General features: G+C 67.5%; 12 protein-coding genes. 2 read left to right on the top strand and 10 right to left on the bottom strand.

What is annotated here, in order from left to right; all coding sequences use genetic code 11:
- Positions 1 to 5: 5 nt before the first annotated feature.
- From mdoH to QTI04_RS14615, 7 genes are all read right to left on the bottom strand, one after another.
- On the bottom strand, positions 6 to 2,012 hold the full coding sequence (gene mdoH / locus QTI04_RS14645; protein WP_286616263.1) for a glucans biosynthesis glucosyltransferase MdoH: 2,007 nt from the start codon (positions 2,010 to 2,012) through the stop codon (positions 6 to 8).
- A gap of 8 nt (positions 2,013 to 2,020) precedes the next feature.
- Positions 2,021 to 2,221 carry a hypothetical protein gene (locus tag QTI04_RS14640; protein ID WP_286601838.1) on the bottom strand — a complete coding sequence of 67 codons (201 nt, stop codon included), beginning with the start codon at positions 2,219 to 2,221 and terminating at the stop codon, positions 2,021 to 2,023.
- A 197-nt stretch (positions 2,222 to 2,418) separates the two neighbouring features.
- The gene (locus tag QTI04_RS14635; protein ID WP_286601952.1) at positions 2,419 to 3,783 is read right to left on the bottom strand and encodes a sigma 54-interacting transcriptional regulator; all 1,365 of its coding nucleotides are present in this window, start codon (positions 3,781 to 3,783) and stop codon (positions 2,419 to 2,421) included.
- Between the two features lie 71 nt (positions 3,784 to 3,854).
- Positions 3,855 to 4,469, bottom strand: a complete 615-nt coding sequence (locus QTI04_RS14630) for a hypothetical protein (RefSeq protein WP_286601839.1) — start codon at positions 4,467 to 4,469, stop codon at positions 3,855 to 3,857.
- 68 nt (positions 4,470 to 4,537) lie between these two features.
- Positions 4,538 to 5,965: a sensor histidine kinase KdpD gene (locus tag QTI04_RS14625; RefSeq protein ID WP_286601840.1), complete on the bottom strand. Its 1,428-nt coding sequence runs from the start codon at positions 5,963 to 5,965 to the stop codon at positions 4,538 to 4,540.
- The gene (gene miaB / locus QTI04_RS14620) at positions 5,965 to 7,335 is read right to left on the bottom strand and encodes a tRNA (N6-isopentenyl adenosine(37)-C2)-methylthiotransferase MiaB (RefSeq protein ID WP_286616262.1); all 1,371 of its coding nucleotides are present in this window, start codon (positions 7,333 to 7,335) and stop codon (positions 5,965 to 5,967) included. The genes QTI04_RS14625 and miaB overlap by 1 nt, the downstream gene beginning before the upstream one ends.
- A 144-nt stretch (positions 7,336 to 7,479) precedes the next feature.
- Positions 7,480 to 7,974: a hypothetical protein gene (locus QTI04_RS14615; protein WP_286616261.1), complete on the bottom strand. Its 495-nt coding sequence runs from the start codon at positions 7,972 to 7,974 to the stop codon at positions 7,480 to 7,482.
- 210 nt (positions 7,975 to 8,184) lie between these two features.
- Between QTI04_RS14615 and QTI04_RS14610 the strand changes: the two genes are divergently transcribed.
- Both QTI04_RS14610 and QTI04_RS14605 read left to right on the top strand, forming a co-directional pair.
- Complete coding sequence (locus tag QTI04_RS14610; protein ID WP_286616260.1) at positions 8,185 to 9,438, top strand: efflux RND transporter periplasmic adaptor subunit; 1,254 nt, start codon at positions 8,185 to 8,187, stop codon at positions 9,436 to 9,438.
- Positions 9,435 to 12,590, top strand: coding sequence for an efflux RND transporter permease subunit (locus QTI04_RS14605; RefSeq protein WP_286601846.1), 3,156 nt, complete (start codon positions 9,435 to 9,437; stop codon positions 12,588 to 12,590). Before QTI04_RS14610 ends, QTI04_RS14605 begins: the two co-directional genes overlap by 4 nt.
- 136 nt (positions 12,591 to 12,726) lie before the next feature.
- On the opposite strand, the gene QTI04_RS14600 is transcribed toward QTI04_RS14605, so the two are convergent.
- From QTI04_RS14600 to QTI04_RS14590, 3 genes are read right to left on the bottom strand one after another with little or no spacing between them, the layout of a single operon-like run.
- The gene (locus QTI04_RS14600) at positions 12,727 to 13,671 is read right to left on the bottom strand and encodes an alpha/beta fold hydrolase (RefSeq protein WP_286601847.1); all 945 of its coding nucleotides are present in this window, start codon (positions 13,669 to 13,671) and stop codon (positions 12,727 to 12,729) included.
- Positions 13,664 to 14,470, bottom strand: a complete 807-nt coding sequence (locus tag QTI04_RS14595; RefSeq protein ID WP_286601849.1) for an alpha/beta fold hydrolase — start codon at positions 14,468 to 14,470, stop codon at positions 13,664 to 13,666. Before QTI04_RS14595 ends, QTI04_RS14600 begins: the two co-directional genes overlap by 8 nt.
- Positions 14,467 to 15,180 carry a 4'-phosphopantetheinyl transferase superfamily protein gene (locus QTI04_RS14590; RefSeq protein ID WP_286601850.1) on the bottom strand — a complete coding sequence of 238 codons (714 nt, stop codon included), beginning with the start codon at positions 15,178 to 15,180 and terminating at the stop codon, positions 14,467 to 14,469. The genes QTI04_RS14595 and QTI04_RS14590 overlap by 4 nt, the downstream gene beginning before the upstream one ends.
- Between the last annotated feature and the right edge of the window lie 10 nt (positions 15,181 to 15,190).

Here is a 15,190-nt window from a genome sequence, read left to right as displayed (position 1 = left end):
ACGACTCAGGCCGCCACGGGCCGGGCCAGGCGCACCGCGTGCATCCAGGCCCTGCGCAGCACGGCCGGCGAACGCGACTCCTCCGGAATCAGCAGGAAGCCCTTGTCGCGCAGGGAGTTGCCTAGCGCGATCTGGCTGGTCAGGACCGTCAGCGGGATCGCCAGCAGCAGCGGCAGGCCCACCGGCATCAGCCAGGCCAGCGCGCTGGCGTCGATCAGTGCGACGCCTACGGCCAGCGCGGCGATCACCAGAGTCATCGGGGCCAGCTGCGAGGCGGCGATGCGCCACGGCACGGCAGCGGCTTCACGCGGAGGCGACTTCCATTCGAGCTTGATGCCAGTGAGCGCCACGACCACGAACAGCGAGTGGGCCAGCATGCGCACCGGCGCCTGCACGATGGCGAGGGTGCTTTCCAGGGCTGCGCTCTTGAGCAGACCGCCCACGCCACCGAACTGGCGCTGCTCGCCGCGGATCACCACGGCGACGATCCCCAGCACGCGCGGCAGAAACAGCAAGCACAGCGTCCACAGCCAGAGGCCGGCCAATTCCATCGGCATGGCGAGCCAGTGGTCGACAACGGTCGAACCGGTGAGCCACAGGGCGGTGCCCAGCGTCAGGAACGCCAGCCACAGCGGCGCGGAGACGTAGGCCATCGTGCCGGTGACGAACATCGCGCGGTGCACCGAGTGCAGGCCGGGCTCGGCCATCAGGCGGGCGTTTTGCAGGTTGCCCTGGCACCAACGGCGGTCGCGCTGCAGTTCGGCCAGCAGGTCCGGCGGTTGCTGCTCGTAGCTGCCGACCAGATCCGCCACCAGCCAGACGTGATAGCCGGCGCGGCGCATCAGCGCGGCTTCGACGAAGTCGTGCGACATGATGCCACCGGACATGCCGCCCTTGCCCTTGATGGGCGCCAGCGCGCAGTGGTCCATGAAGGGCTGGACGCGGATGATCGCGTTGTGGCCCCAGTAGTGCGACTCGCCGAGCTGCCAGAACTGCATGCCGAGCGTGAACAGGCGACCCGTCATGCGCGAGGCGAACTGCTGGGCGCGGGCGTGCAGCGTGACGTGGCCGATGGCCTGCGTCGCGGTCTGGATGATGCCGGCCGTGGGGTTGGCTTCCATCAGCTTGACCATGGAGGTCAGGCAGTCGCCGCTCATGACGCTGTCGGCGTCGAGCACGACCATGTAGCGGTAGTCCTTGCCCCAGCGGCGGCAGAAGTCGGCGACGTTGCCGGCCTTGCGGTGCGTGCGGCGGGTGCGCAGGCGGTAGTACACCTCGACCTGCGGCTGGTTGGGGCTGCTCGCCAAGGCGGTGCGCAGGTCTTCCCAGGCAGCGTGCTCGGCGGCGGCGATCTCGGGCGTGTAGCTATCTGACAGCACGAACACGTCGAACTGCTGGGCATGGCCGGTCGCGGCGACCGATTCGCAGGTGGCGCGCAGGCCGGCGAACACGGTCGCCACGTCCTCGTTGCAGATCGGCATGACGATTGCCGTCCGCGCCTCGGGGTTCATGGGGTGGTTCGCCACCTGCTTGGCGGACAGCGCATGCTTGTCACCGCGTACCGAGACGTAGAAGCCCATCAGCGCAGTCACGAAGCCGGTCACGACCCAGCCCGACAGCAGGCCGTACAGGGCGATCTGGCTGTATTCGAGCCAGAGGTTGTCGTAGTCCGGTTGCACGCGCGCAAACAGGGTGGAAGCAAGCACAGTGCTGAACAGCGCGAGCGCCATGAAGGTGAAACGGCGCTGCTTCGCCGCGCGCTCCCATGGTTGCCGGGCGGCCGGCGCCGCGGCTTGCCGCGAGGCCTTCGCCGCGCCGCCAGCGCCGAGCTTGACCAGCAGTGCAGTACCGATGCTGTTCCAGAAGCCGCGCCAGGGACGGGGCATCATCGAGCCGCGGTTGATGGGGGGAGCGGTCACCGAGTTGGGGTGGCGCTCTTCGCGAAGGACGCTGCGGTGCGAGAAATCGCCTTCCGTCAGGACCTTCAATTGGGAGTATTCATTGGGCTTCATGCGGCAGCTCAGCGTTGCTTCTGGACGGAGGGCGTGTCGCCAATAGCCGGAAAGCGCTTGAACACGCAATCCGGCGCAATGCCGCTGGAAGCTTCGAGTGCCGCCAGCGACTGACCCGCGGCGCGGGGCCGCGAGAGGGAAAACTGCTTTTGACGCAGGCCATCGCGCTGCGGACGCATCGCGAAAGAGGGGCTGGTAAGTGCTGTCATGCCTTTACAGGGGCAAACCCTGTGCCAGCACGGAAAAGCTATTTCAAATCAAGCACTTAGGGTGATTTGAAGCAGGCTGACCCGGCCAGGATGCCCGAAATGGCCCCAAAACACCCGAATCTGTCGCCGAATCCCGACAAGCCGCCGAGCCTGACCAGCAAAACGCAATGAAATCAACGACTTAGGGGTGTCGCTGGTCAGCGACCGCTTTCCGGTCCGGGCGACACGCCGTCGGCCTTGAAATGTCCGGGCGTGAGTTCGTGCTTCTGCAGCAGCCGGTAGAACTCGGTCCGGTTGCGGTCGGCGAGGCGTGCTGCATCGGCGACGTTGCCGTCGGTCAGCTTGAGCAGTCCGACCAGGTAGTCGCGCTCGAACCGCTGCTTGGCCTCGGCGTAGGTCTGCACCTCGACGCTCGGCACGCGGAGCGCGCGTTGCACCAGCGCCAGAGGGATCAGGGGCGAACTCGAGAGAGCGCACACCTGCTCGACCACATTGAACAGCTGGCGCACATTGCCGGGCCACGACGCGGTCGTCAGGGCCTTCAGTGCTTCCGGTGCGAAGCCGGACAGCCGCTTGCCGTACTTGGTCGACAACCGCTGGAGGAAGTGGTTCGCGAGCAGGGGAATGTCCTCGCGCCGCGCCGAAAGGGGCGGAAGGCTCAGTGTCACGACGTTGAGACGGTAGTACAGGTCCTCGCGGAACTGGCCGGCCTCCATCGCGGCGTCCAGATCGCGGTGGGTGGCGGAGATGATCCGCACGTCGACTTCTATCGACTGGCTGGCGCCGAGCGGCCGCACCGCGTGTTCCTGCAGCACCCGCAGCAGCTTGACCTGCAGTGCTGGCGGCATGTCCCCGATCTCGTCGAGCAGCAGCGTGCCGCCGTCGGCCTGCTGGAACAGGCCCTTGTGATTGGCGACCGCATCGGTGAAGGCGCCCTTCATGTGGCCGAACAGCTCGGACTCCAGCAAGGCCTCCGGAATGGCGCCGCAATTGACGGCCACGAAGGGCTTGTCGGCCCGTGCGCTCGCGCGGTGGATCGCGCGGGCGAGCAGTTCCTTGCCCGCGCCGCTGTCCCCGCGCAGCAGCACGCTGGCATCCGATTTGGCGACCATGCGGGCCTCGGCCAGCAATTCGGACATGCGATTGCTGCGGCTGACAATTTCTGCCCGCCAGCTTTCGTCGCCGCCCTTGCCGGGTGTCGCCGCGGGCGCGCCCAGGGCCAGCGCCTGCGCGATCTTGTCGAGCAGTTCACGCCCGTCGTAGGGCTTGGTCAGATAGGTGAAGACACCGCGCGCCGTGGCTTCGACCGCATCGGGAATCGTGCCGTGCGCCGTCAGGAGGATCACCGGCAGGGTCGGATGGCGCTTGCGGATTTCGTCGAAGAGCGCGAGCCCGTCGCGCCCCGGCAGCCGGACATCGCTGAGCACGAGTTGCGGGTGTTCGATTTCCAGTTGCGTCAGCGCCGATTCCGCCGAAGTCACGGCCGTGACCTGATAGCCGGACGAGGTGAGCCGCATCGACAGGAGCCGCAGCATGTCCGGATCGTCATCCACGACCAGCAGGCGCGCGCCGCGCGTTTCGCGGGCCGTCGCGGCTGCGACGTCCTTGGCGGGCGGGGGCGGTGCCGGGCTGCTCACGGTGCGGGCTTCGGGTTGTTGTTCACTGGGGCCGCCGGAGGCGGGGTCGGGCGCGTGAAGCTGCGCTCGATGGCCCGCAGCGCCTCGATGCGATCGTTCAACTGGTCGATGCGGCGCTGGCTGTCGCGCACCTGCTGCGCCTGCTTGTCGCGGTCTTCTTCGACACGACGCTGTTCAGCGTAGCGCGCCCCGAGCACCCGCGCGAGTGGCTGCAGCGGCAGCGCATCCGCCGAAGGATTCGTTGCCACGCGCTGGAGCAGACCTTGCGCCTTGGCGAGGTCCGCCGGAGCGCGGGTCTGGGCCAGGACGATCGCCGTCTGCATCTGCGTGGTCGGCGTCTCGATGAGATCGCCGAGCCGCGCCAGCTCGTTGGCGAGTTCGGGCGGGCCGAGCTGCCGCACCTTGTCGGCATAGGTGAGCATGGTGCCGACCGGGCCCTGCGGCTGTTGCGCGAAGATGCCGCCGGGCTGCGTCGCCGGCGCGACGGGCTCAGCCTCGACCGGCGTGACGGCCGGGGGCGGCGGTGGGACGACAGCGACAGTCACCGGTTCGGCCGGCGGCCTGCGTGGCGTAGTGCAGCCGGCCACAAGCAGCGGCATGACGATCGTCATGACGAGGGCGGATCTGCAAAAGATCGAGAAACACATGGGTCGGAAAATGGCGCGTCAGGCGGTGGTCGTCAGGTGGAGCGCGGCAGCTCGACGCGGAATCGCGCACCCGGCCCCTCCGGCAGCAGCGCGATGCGGCCGCCATGGGCTGCAATGTACTCCTGCACGATCGATAGACCGATGCCCGTTCCCTTGACCGAGTGCTGGGGTTGTCGCTCGCCGCGGAAGAAGGGTTCGAAGATGCGGTCGCGATCGCCTTCCGCGATGCCGGGTCCGGCGTCGCTGATGTCGATGTAGGCCTTGTCGGCCGTGCTCGATACCGCCATGGTGATGGTGCCGCCGCGCGCCGAAAACCGGATGGCGTTCGACAGCAGGTTGGCGAGCGCGGTGCCGAGCTTCACCGGATCCACCGCGACGGAGATCGGTTCGCCCTCGGCCCGAACGGTAAGCCCGTTGGCCTGCCATTGCAGTCGCTGCGCCTCGATCTGGTCCTCGATCAGCGGCAGCAGCGGCGTGCGTTCGCGGTGCAGTTGGCGCGCTTCGAAGGCCGCGGCGTTGAAGCGCAGCAGGGCCTCGATCTGGCTCTGCAGCGAAACGGTGTTCTGCTGCAGGATCTGCGCGACTTCGCGCTGCGCGGGGTTCAATGCGCCGGTCACGCCGTCTTCCAGCAGCGAGACCCCTTCGCGCAGGGCGGCCAGAGGCGTCTTGAGTTCATGAGAGACGTGTCGCAGGAAGCGTGCCTTGTCGGCGTCCAGCTCGGTGAGCCGCAGCCGCAGCCATTCGAGCTGCTGCGACACGCGGCGCACGTCGGAGGGGCCATGGATGTCGATCGGCTCGTCGAGGCGGTTTTCGCCCAGTCCCACGATGGCGCGCTCCAGCCGCTTGAACGGCCGCGCCAGCCAGACGCCGAAAGCGAGCGCCAGGGAAACTGCCAGCGCGCTGGCGGCGACCACCAGCCGCATCAGCCGCGTGCGCGCCGTCTCGATGCGCTCCGCGAGAGCGTTGTTCCGGGTCTCGATCAGGAACTGCACCTGCTGCGCGATGTTGGTGTTCAGCGCATCGAGATCGCGGAACTGCATCGCCATGGAGCTTTCGCGCGCCAGTGCCGTCTCGGGGGCGCCGCTCATCAGGCCCTGGATCACCTCGAACTGCTCGCGCCATTTGTCGGGGCCGTCGCTCGAAAGGCCGTTGGCGGCCAGGCGCTCGAGCACCTGGCGCGCGTCGCGCGCAGCGTCGTCGAAGCGGCGGCGCAGCACGGCGTCGTTGAGCACCAGCGACTGCCGCCCGGCGCGCTCCATCGCGGCGCTGCGCTCGGCCAGCGACTGCGCCGCGCCCGACAGCGTGAGCGCGCGCGCCGCCGCGTCGCGGCTTTCGGTCATGAGGAGGTCGTACTGGAAGACCGCGCGCAGCGCGACGCCCACCAGCAGCGCGGTGATCAGGAGAAAGGCGAACAGCAGCAGCTGCTGGAAAGAACCGCGCGCCGACTTCAGCTTCGCCATCAGGCGACGGGCACCGGTGCAGGCCGGCAGGCCGCGTGCGTCGACTCGGCCGTCACGACCTCGCCGCGCAAGGTATAGGCGAGCGAGCGCGTGATCCGCAGGTCGATCATCTGGCCGACCAGCCGGTCGTCGCCTTCGAAGTTGACGACCCGATTGCACTCGGTGCGGCCCATCAGCTCGCGGGCGTCTTTGCGCGATGCGCCTTCGACCAGCACGCGCTGCACGGTGCCGACGCGGCTCTCGCCGAAGCGCTTGACGTTGCGGTCGATGACAGCTTGCAGCTGCTGAAGCCGCGCCAGCTTGACGGCATGCGGCGTGTCGTCGTGCAGCGCCGCGGCGGGCGTGCCGGGGCGCGGGCTGAAGATGAAGCTGAAGCTCGCGTCGAATTCGAGGTCGTCGATGAGCTTCATCATCTTGCCGAAGTCGTCGTCGGTCTCACCTGGGAAGCCGACGATGAAGTCGCTGCTGAGCGCCAGGCCGGGACGGATTGCGCGCAGCTTGCGCACCGTGCTCTTGTATTCCATGGCCGTATAGCCGCGCTTCATTGCCATCAGGATGCGGTCGCTGCCGTGCTGCACCGGCAGGTGCAGGTGGCTCACGAGTTGCGGGACCTTGGCGTAAGCCTCGATGAGCCGCGGCGTGAACTCGTTGGGGTGGCTCGTCGTATAGCGGATGCGCTCGATGCCGGGAATCTCGGCGATGTATTCGATGAGGAGCGCGAAGTCGGCGATCTCGGCGGTGTCGCCCATCCGGCCGCGGTAAGCGTTCACGTTCTGTCCCAGCAGCGTGACTTCGCGCACGCCCTGGTCGGCCAGTCCGGCGACCTCGACCAGCACGTCGTCGAGCGGCCGGTTGATTTCCTCGCCGCGCGTGTAGGGCACCACGCAATAGCTGCAGTATTTGGAGCAGCCTTCCATGATCGACACGAAGGCGGTTGCGCCTTCGACCCGCGCAGGCGGCAGGTGGTCGAACTTCTCGATCTCGGGAAAGCTGATGTCCACCTGCGGCCGGCCTTCGCGGTCGCGCTGGTTCAGCATGTCGGGCAGGCGGTGCAGGGTCTGCGGACCGAACACCACGTCGACATAGGGCGCGCGGGCGATGATGGCCGCGCCTTCCTGGCTCGCGACGCAGCCGCCGACGCCGATCTTCACGCCCTTGGCCTTGAGGTGCTTCACGCGGCCGAGGTCGGAAAACACCTTCTCCTGGGCCTTCTCGCGCACGGAGCAGGTGTTGAAGAGGATCAGGTCGGCCTCGTCGACGTTGGTGGTGGGCTCGTAGCCTTCCGCGGCGCGGAGCACGTCAGCCATCTTGTCCGAGTCGTACTCGTTCATCTGGCAGCCGAAGGTCTTGATAAAAACTTTGGGGTTCATGGTTCTCTCCCGAGAAATTCAAATGTCGCCCGCCGAACGCCGGTTTGTTCGCGGGATGCCGCGGAACTGACTTCGCCAGGCCGCAGGCGTCGCCCCCGGCAGGGGGCGGCGGCTACACGAAGTGAGCAAGCCTGGGGGCGAGCTCTACTGCCCGTACCTGGGCAGTTGGTCGAACGGCGTCTTGCCGTCGTCGCGCGGGCCGCTGTCGGCCACGAAGGGCCAGAAGTTCAGCAGCGGCTTCTCGGCCGATGCGCGCTTGGCCCGCGCTTCGTCGGGCGTGAGGATCCACACTTCGCGCACCAGGCCTGCGGCGTCGCGGGTGTAGTTCACCAGCAGGTTCTGGCCGGTGATGGCAGCCGGCATCACGAGCATGCGGTTGGACCCGAGGATGCGTGCGCCGGGCGAGAGGCGTTCAGCCTGGCCGTCGAGCTGGATCTCGGGCGCGTTCACGACCATGAATTTGCCGCGCAGCGTGCCGACCGGAAAGTTGCGGCCACCGTTGGCGGCCTCGTTCTGGGTGGCGGAAGGATCTTGCAGCTGAGCAGCGGCGCTGCCCGAAAAAAGGGCGGCAGCGAGCACTAGCATTGCGCTCAGCGCTATTAAAATGAGAGCGTTCAGGGGGTTGTTGCAGCGGTTCATGGGGTACATCCAGAGGCTGTGGGTGCGGGGATTCTAGCGGCCGCATTCCACCAGACGAGCCGCGGAATGTGCCATCGTGCATGAACGCTTTACTTATCTTTACGGCAGCCAGGGGCTCTTTTTCGCTTGCGCTGCTCCAATAGTTGCCGCCGTGAAAATAGTGCCTGCGCTCAGGCCCGGCGAACCCTTTCGATTCAATAGCAAGGCCCCATGAAGAAGAATCTCGTTCTCACCCTGTCGGGTGTGCTGGTCGTGGCTGCGGCAGCGGGCACCTGGTGGTGGTCCGGGGCCAAGACGCGCGGAACGGCCCAGGGCGGCGCGGCGGTCGAGGCCGGCGCGGGCAAGTCCGGCACAGGGGGCACCGGGGCCGGCGCTCCGGCGCTGGTCACCCTGGCAGCGGCGAAGAAGCAGGACGTTCCGGTCACGGTGCAGGTCAATGGCAGCGTCGTGTCGCTGAATAGCGTGGACCTGCGGCCGCAGGTGACGAACACGGTGCGGGAAGTGCATGTCAAGGAAGGCCAGTTCGTCAAGGCCGGCCAATTGCTCTTCACGCTCGACGACCGCCCCGATCAGGCCAATCTCGCCAAGGCCAAGGCGCAGCAGCAGCGGGACGAGGCCATGCTGGCCGACCTGGAGCGTCAATACAAGCGCAGCCAGGACCTCGTGTCGCAGAACTTCATCGCCAAGAGCGCTGCCGACGCGACGCTGTCGCAACTCGAAGCGCAGCGCGCGGCGGTCGCGGCGGATCGCGCGGCGGTGCAATCGGCGCAGGTGGCGCTGGGTTATGCCACGCTGCGCGCACCCATCGCGGGGCGCATCGGCGCGGTCAATATCTACCCGGGCACGCTGGTGCAGCCGAGCCTGTCACTGGTGACCATCACCCAGCTCGATCCGATCGCGGTGAGCTTCCCGGTGCCCGAAGGCAAGCTGCAGGACCTGCTGGCGGCGGCGCGTTCGCACACACCGGTCGAAGCTGTCGTGGCCGGACGCAAGGAGCCCCTGAAGGGGGCGCTCAGCTTCGTCGACAACACGGTCGATCCGCTGATCGGGACCGTGCGCGCCAAGGCCGTGTTCGACAACGCCGATCAGAGCCTCTGGCCCGGCCAGTTCGTCGAGACACGCGTCACCGTCCGCACGATCAACGACGCGACAGTGCTGCCGGCTTCCGCACTGATGATGCTGGCGGACGGCGTCTCGGTCTACGTGGTCGACGCCGACAAGAAGGCGGCGCGGCGCAAGGTCGAATCGCTCTACACCTTCGGCACGCAGGTTGTCGTGCGCGGCGTGGAGCCGGGCGAACAGGTGGTCATCGAGGGCAAGCAGAACGTGCGGCCCGGCGGCAAGGTGCGCCTCGATACCCCCGCCCAGCCGCAACGGCCGGGCGACGCGGCGCCCGGACCCGGCAGCGCGGCATCGGTCGCGCCCTCTAACGCGAGCATCGTCGCGGAGCGGGAGCGCACATGAACATCTCCGAGCTGTGCATCCGTCGTCCTGCGATGACGGTGCTGCTCTCTGCCGCGGTGGTGGTGATCGGCATCTTTGCCTATTTCCAGATACCGGTCGCGGCGCTCCCCAGCTACAACACGCCGGTCATCAACGTTAATGCGCAATTGCCTGGCGCCAGTCCGGAGACCATGGCGTCATCGGTCGCGTTGCCGCTGGAAAAGCAGTTCTCCACCATCCCGGGCCTGCAGACGATCAGTTCGGTCAACACCCAGGGCGTGACCTCCGTCACGCTCGAATTCGTCAGCTCGCGCGACATCGACGCGGCCGCGGTCGACGTGCAGGCCGCGTTGCTGCGCGCCCAGCGGCAACTGCCGCAGGAACTGACGCAGCTGCCGTCGTACCGCAAGGTCAACCCGGCCGACGCACCGGTGCTGTTCATCGCGATGGTCTCGAACTCGATGACCCCGGCAGAGCTGAACGACTATGCCGAGAACCTGATTTCGCCGACCCTGTCGACCATCGACGGCGTGGCGCAGGTGGCGGTGTACGGGCAGAAGCGCTTCGCGGTGCGCGTCAAGGCCGATGCCGACCTGCTCAACGCACGCAACATCACGCTCGACGAACTTGCCAACGCTGTCCGGCAAGCGAACGCCAACACGCCGGTCGGCGTGCTGGACGGCCCGCGCCAGACGCTCACCATCCAGGCCAACGAGCAGATGCTCAAGGCGGCGGACTTCGCCAAGGTCATCGTCGGCCAGCGCAATGGCGCGCCGGTGCGGCTCGACGAGGTCGCGACCATCGAAGACAGCTTCGAGTCGGTCAAGACCGCGAGCAGCTTCAACGGCCAGAGTTCCATCTCCCTGGCCGTGCAGCGCCAGCCGAACGCCAACACGGTGCAGGTGGTAGATGCCGTGCGGGCGCTGATGCCGCGTTTCAAGGAAGAGCTGCCGCAGTCGGTCGAGATCAACATGGTCAACGACCGCTCGCTGTCGATCCGCGAGGCCGTGCACGATGTGCAACTCACGCTGCTGGGCACCATCCTGCTGGTGGTGCTGGTGATCTTCCTGTTCCTGCACCGCCTCGTGGCCACGCTGATCCCGGCGCTGACGATCCCGATCTCGCTGATCGGCGCGGTGGCGCTGCTCTACGCCTTCGGCTACAGCCTGGACAACGTGTCGCTGCTCGGCATCACGCTGGCCGTCGGGCTGGTGGTGGACGACGCGATCGTGGTGCTCGAAAACATCATGCGCTACGTCGAAAAGGGCATGGAGCCCTTCGCGGCCGCGTTGCGCGGCGCGCGCGAAGTGGGCTTCACCATCATCTCGATCTCGATCTCGCTGGTCGCGGTGTTCATCCCGATCTTCTTCATGCCCGGCGTCATCGGCTTGCTGTTCCACGAATTCGCCGTGGTGGTGGGGCTGGCGGTCATGGTGTCGGCGATCGTCTCGCTGACCCTGGTGCCGATGCTCGCGAGCCGGCTGCTCAAGCACACGCCGCGCGAGGACGGCGCGGTCGATCACGAGGAGGAGCATCCCGAGCCGGGCACCGCCATCGGCCGGGCTTTCGAGCGCGGCTACCGCTGGGTGCACAGCAACTACATGCGTACGCTCGACTGGACGCTGCGCCATCGACCGATCATGCTGATCGTCGCGGCCTCGACCTTCGCGCTCACGGCGTGGATGTTCATCACCATCCCGAAGGGCTTCTTCCCGGAGGAAGACATCGGGCAGATCCAGATCACGACCGAGGCAGCCGAGGACATCTCCTTCCCCGCGATGAAGGCGCTGCAGGACCGCGTGGCCGAAGCGCTGCAGGCCGACCCGAGCGTGGACTACGTCAATTCCTTCATCGGCGTCGGCGGGCCCACCGCCACGCAGAATTCGGGCCGGCTGTTTGCGGTGCTCAAGTCGCGCAAGGAGCGCCCGCCCATGCCGCAGGTGCTCGAATCGCTGCGCAAGCGCTTCCGCGAGATTCCGGGCATCGCCGTGTACATGCAGCCCGTACAGAACCTGCGTCTGGGCGGCCGGCAGAGCAAGGCGCGCTTCCAGTACACGCTGCAGAGCGTGAACGCCGGCACCATGAGCGTGTGGGCCGACAAGCTGATGGAACGCATGCGCGCCGACCCGGTCTTCCGCGACGTCACCAGCGACTCCCAGAACCGCGGCCTGCAGGCGACGCTCGACATCGACCGCGACAAGGCCGGCGTGCTCGGCGTCGCGGTGGGCGACCTGCGCACCGCGCTCTACAACGCCTATGGCGACCGCCAGATCGGCAGCATCTACGGCGCGAGCAACACCTACCAGGTGATCCTCTCGGCGGCCGACAGCGACCGCCAGTTCGAGGAAGACATGTCGCGCCTGTCCGTGCGCAACAAGGCGGGCCAGTTGGTGCCGCTCTCAGCCTTCTCGACCGTCAAGCGCACGGTGGGGCCGACCTCGGTCAACCACCAGGGCCAGCTCCAGGCGGTGACCGTGTCGTTCAACCTCGCGCCCGACGTGCCGCTGGGCAATGCCACGGCCAAGATCGACCAGTTCAAGGCCGAGCTGAAGATACCGCCCTCGATCATCACCAGCTACGGCGGCGATGCGGCGGTGTTCCAGAGTTCGCAAGGCAGCCAGGCGGTGCTGCTCGTGCTGGCGGTGCTGGTGATTTACGTGCTGCTGGGCGTGCTCTATGAGAGCTACATCCATCCGCTCACCATCCTGGCCGGCCTGCCCTCGGCTGCGGTGGGCGCGCTGCTGTCGCTCAAGCTCTTCGGCTTCGACCTGACGCTGATCGCGACCATCGGCATCCTGCTGCTCATCGGCATCGTGAAAAAGAACGCGATCATGATGATCGACTTCGCCCTCGAAGCGCAGCGCACCGAGGGCATGAAGCCGATCGACGCCATCCGCGAGGCTTGCCGGCTGCGCTTCCGCCCGATTCTCATGACCACGCTGGCCGCGATGATGGGCGCGCTGCCGCTCGCGCTGGGCCTGGGCGCCGGCGCCGAACTGCGCCAGCCGCTGGGCGTGGCGGTGGTCGGCGGTCTGATCTTCTCGCAGGTCATCACGCTCTACATCACGCCGGCGATCTACCTCGCGCTCGACCGCTACAGCGGCAGCGGGCCGATGCAGGAACTACCGGGAGAGAACAAGCTGCCGCAGCCCGCTGCCGGCACGGCGACCTGAACGGGCCGGGCCGCTGCTGCGCGCCGGTGTCAGTGTTCCAGGAATACCGCGGAACTGGCTTTGCCGGGCCGTTCGTATTGCCCCCGGCAGGGGGTTGGCGAAGCGACACGAAGTGCGCGAAGACTGGGGGCGAGCGTCAAGGTAAAGCGTCGCGTGCGAAGGCCTGCGCTGCCAGCGGCATGCGTGCCGAAGGCCGTTCGGTCGCGGTGGCTGCCTGCTGTGGCGATGCGGACTGTCCGCCGTGCGTCACACGCAGCACCCAGTCGCACACCACGTTCATGAAGGTCTGCTGCGCAGCCATCGAGGTCAGGCCGTGGTCGATCTCGCCGATGAACTCGTACTCGAACTGACGCATGAAGGGTTCGTTGGCAAAGGGGCCGAGCTGGTCGCGGTTCCGGTCCGTGACGTGCAGGGTCCCGGTATAGAGCAGCAGCACGGCGAGATTCCGCGCTGCCACCTGAGACATCGACCGGCGGAAGGTCGCGGCCGTAACTTCCGGCGGATCGGGGTCGAAGATGTGGGGTGCCGCTGCCGCCGCCGCGCTCGGGGACAGCTTGCGCTGGACCCAACGCCCGAGCTTGCCGATGAAGGCCGGATTGGTCGGCGCGGCCAGCGCCCGGCGCACCATGCGTTCCAGGCGGGTGCGGCGTCCGGGGAACGAATAGCTGTCGAACATCAGCAGCCCGACCACCCGCGCATCCGCGACCGCGAGGGAGAGGCCGTTGGTCGCGCCAGAGCACAGGCCGATCACGATGAAGCGGCGCACGCCGAGCATGGTCTCGATCAGGCTCATCGCGGCCTGCAGGTCGTACACAGCTTGCGTGAGGAAGTGCTCCGAGCCGCTGGCCGGTCCGCTGTCGCCGAGGCCCGAGAGGTCCAGGCGGATGCTGCTGATGCCGCGCGTGGCGAGCTGGCGCGCCAGCTTCACGTTGATGCGACGCGGCCCGATGTGGTGGTTCGCGCCCATGTTGAGCATGAGGCAGGCGACCGGCGCCATCGAACCTTCGCCGGGGGTCGTGACGATCCCGATCAGCGAGCCATCGGCGCCGAACTGGACCGGGGTTTCCTTGCAATCATTCATGAACTTCTGCCATCAGACGTTGCAGCGCTTCGGTCGGGACCATGGCGTTGTTGGGGTGTGGGTCCGAGGTCCAGATCAGCGGGTGCTGGAATTGGGAGATCTTCACCGGCATGTGACGAGCGGCTTCGGCTTGCGCCCACTGGTGCGCTGCTTGGTCTTCCGCGTTCGCCAGCATCACGGTTTCGTGCAGTGCGGTCAATTGGAGGGTTTGCGGAGCGAGCGCGCGCAGCTGCTGCCGCATGGTGGGCGAGATGCCGAAGCCGAACAGTTCTTCGGTGAAGGCGTCGGGGTCTTTCGCGAGGCGGCGGCGCCACGTCGGGTCGGGCACGCAAAAGGAGCGTTCGAGCGCGTCGACGTGGCCGGCGCGCAGCGTGTCCAGGTAGCGGGCACCATCGACGATCGGGTCCCACAGGACGAGCCGCGACGGGTCGCAGCGGCCGCTCTTGGCCGCCAGCACTGCCATCGCGGCGCCCAGGCGCGAGCCGAGCCAGAAGATGCGGCGCGAGCCCGCGCGCCGGCGCAATTCCTCGTGCGCCGAGCAGACGTCGCGGCGCCAGCCTTCGAGCTCGCCGTCGGTGTCCTCGCCTGGCGAGTCGCCGGTGCCGTAATAGTCGAAGCGCAGCACCGCCACGCCGCCGCGTGCGAGGCGGTCGGCCAGCACGCGGAACAGCCGGTGCGCCCGGATGGCTTCCTGGCCGAAGGGTTGGCAGATCAGCAGGGCCACGCTGCCGTCGCGTTCGGGGGCATGGAACAGCCCGAACAACTGGCGTGAGGCCGGGCCGAAGAGCATCGGGGTCATGCGTACAACTCGCTTTCCTGCATCATGGGGCGCGGCGCAATCGCATCGACCGCCACCACTCGGGCGATCGCGCACACCACTCCCTGCCCGCCATCGAATGAACTCAGCGCCAGGCGCACCAGACTCCCGTCGCTGGCGATCTGCACGTCGCGCGCATCGCCGGCCAGGCCCACCTCGAAGCTGCGGGTGTCGGCGCTGAGGCCCATCCCCGTGGCTTTCAGGCAGGCTTCCTTGCGCGTCCAGCAGCGCAGGAAGGCGCGGTCACGCTCGTCCGGTCGAAACTCTTCCAATGCACACCGCTCCGTTTCCGTGAAATGCGCGTCGGCCAGAGCCTCGGCATCCGGCATGTGGCGCAACAACTCGACATCGACGCCGACCTCCGCATCCGTGCTGATCGCAATCAGTCCCACCGACTGGCTATGGCTCAGGTTGAAGCGCACGCCGGCCGGCTCGACCAGTGTGGGCTTGCCGAAGGCGCCATGCGTGAAGTCCAGGAACGCGCCCGGGATACCGGTGTGCGCCGACAGCGTGCTGCGCAGCGCCGAGTGGGCGGCGACGTAGCGATGGCGGTCCCGCGCGAAGACGAAGCGGTGGGCCCGCTCCCATTCTTCGTTCGACAGGCAGGCGGCCGCTTCCGGCCCCGGCACGACATCGAGATCCACACGCCACAACTGGCAGTGCGCCACGGAAGGAATCTGGACGATGGACATGGCCGTCGCC

The sequence above is a fragment of the Variovorax sp. J22R115 genome, from assembly GCF_030317005.1.
Lineage (GTDB): Bacteria > Pseudomonadota > Gammaproteobacteria > Burkholderiales > Burkholderiaceae_C > Variovorax.
The sequence above is the reverse complement of the archived record's forward strand: the minus strand, read 5'-3'. Positions and strand labels throughout refer to the sequence as shown.

Excerpts from the sequence above, each read along its gene's own strand:
- mdoH (WP_286616263.1), bottom strand. The coding sequence starts at position 2,012 with ATGAAGCCCAATGAATACTCCCAATTGAAGGTCCTGACGGAAGGCGAT.
- QTI04_RS14640 (WP_286601838.1), bottom strand. The coding sequence starts at position 2,221 with ATGACAGCACTTACCAGCCCCTCTTTCGCGATGCGTCCGCAGCGCGAT.
- QTI04_RS14630 (WP_286601839.1), bottom strand. The coding sequence starts at position 4,469 with ATGACGATCGTCATGCCGCTGCTTGTGGCCGGCTGCACTACGCCACGC.
- QTI04_RS14625 (WP_286601840.1), bottom strand. The coding sequence starts at position 5,965 with ATGGCGAAGCTGAAGTCGGCGCGCGGTTCTTTCCAGCAGCTGCTGCTG.
- miaB (WP_286616262.1), bottom strand. The coding sequence starts at position 7,335 with ATGAACCCCAAAGTTTTTATCAAGACCTTCGGCTGCCAGATGAACGAG.
- QTI04_RS14615 (WP_286616261.1), bottom strand. The coding sequence starts at position 7,974 with ATGAACCGCTGCAACAACCCCCTGAACGCTCTCATTTTAATAGCGCTG.
- QTI04_RS14610 (WP_286616260.1), top strand. The coding sequence starts at position 8,185 with ATGAAGAAGAATCTCGTTCTCACCCTGTCGGGTGTGCTGGTCGTGGCT.
- QTI04_RS14605 (WP_286601846.1), top strand. The coding sequence starts at position 9,435 with ATGAACATCTCCGAGCTGTGCATCCGTCGTCCTGCGATGACGGTGCTG.
- QTI04_RS14600 (WP_286601847.1), bottom strand. The coding sequence starts at position 13,671 with ATGAATGATTGCAAGGAAACCCCGGTCCAGTTCGGCGCCGATGGCTCG.
- QTI04_RS14595 (WP_286601849.1), bottom strand. The coding sequence starts at position 14,470 with ATGACCCCGATGCTCTTCGGCCCGGCCTCACGCCAGTTGTTCGGGCTG.
- QTI04_RS14590 (WP_286601850.1), bottom strand. The coding sequence starts at position 15,180 with ATGTCCATCGTCCAGATTCCTTCCGTGGCGCACTGCCAGTTGTGGCGT.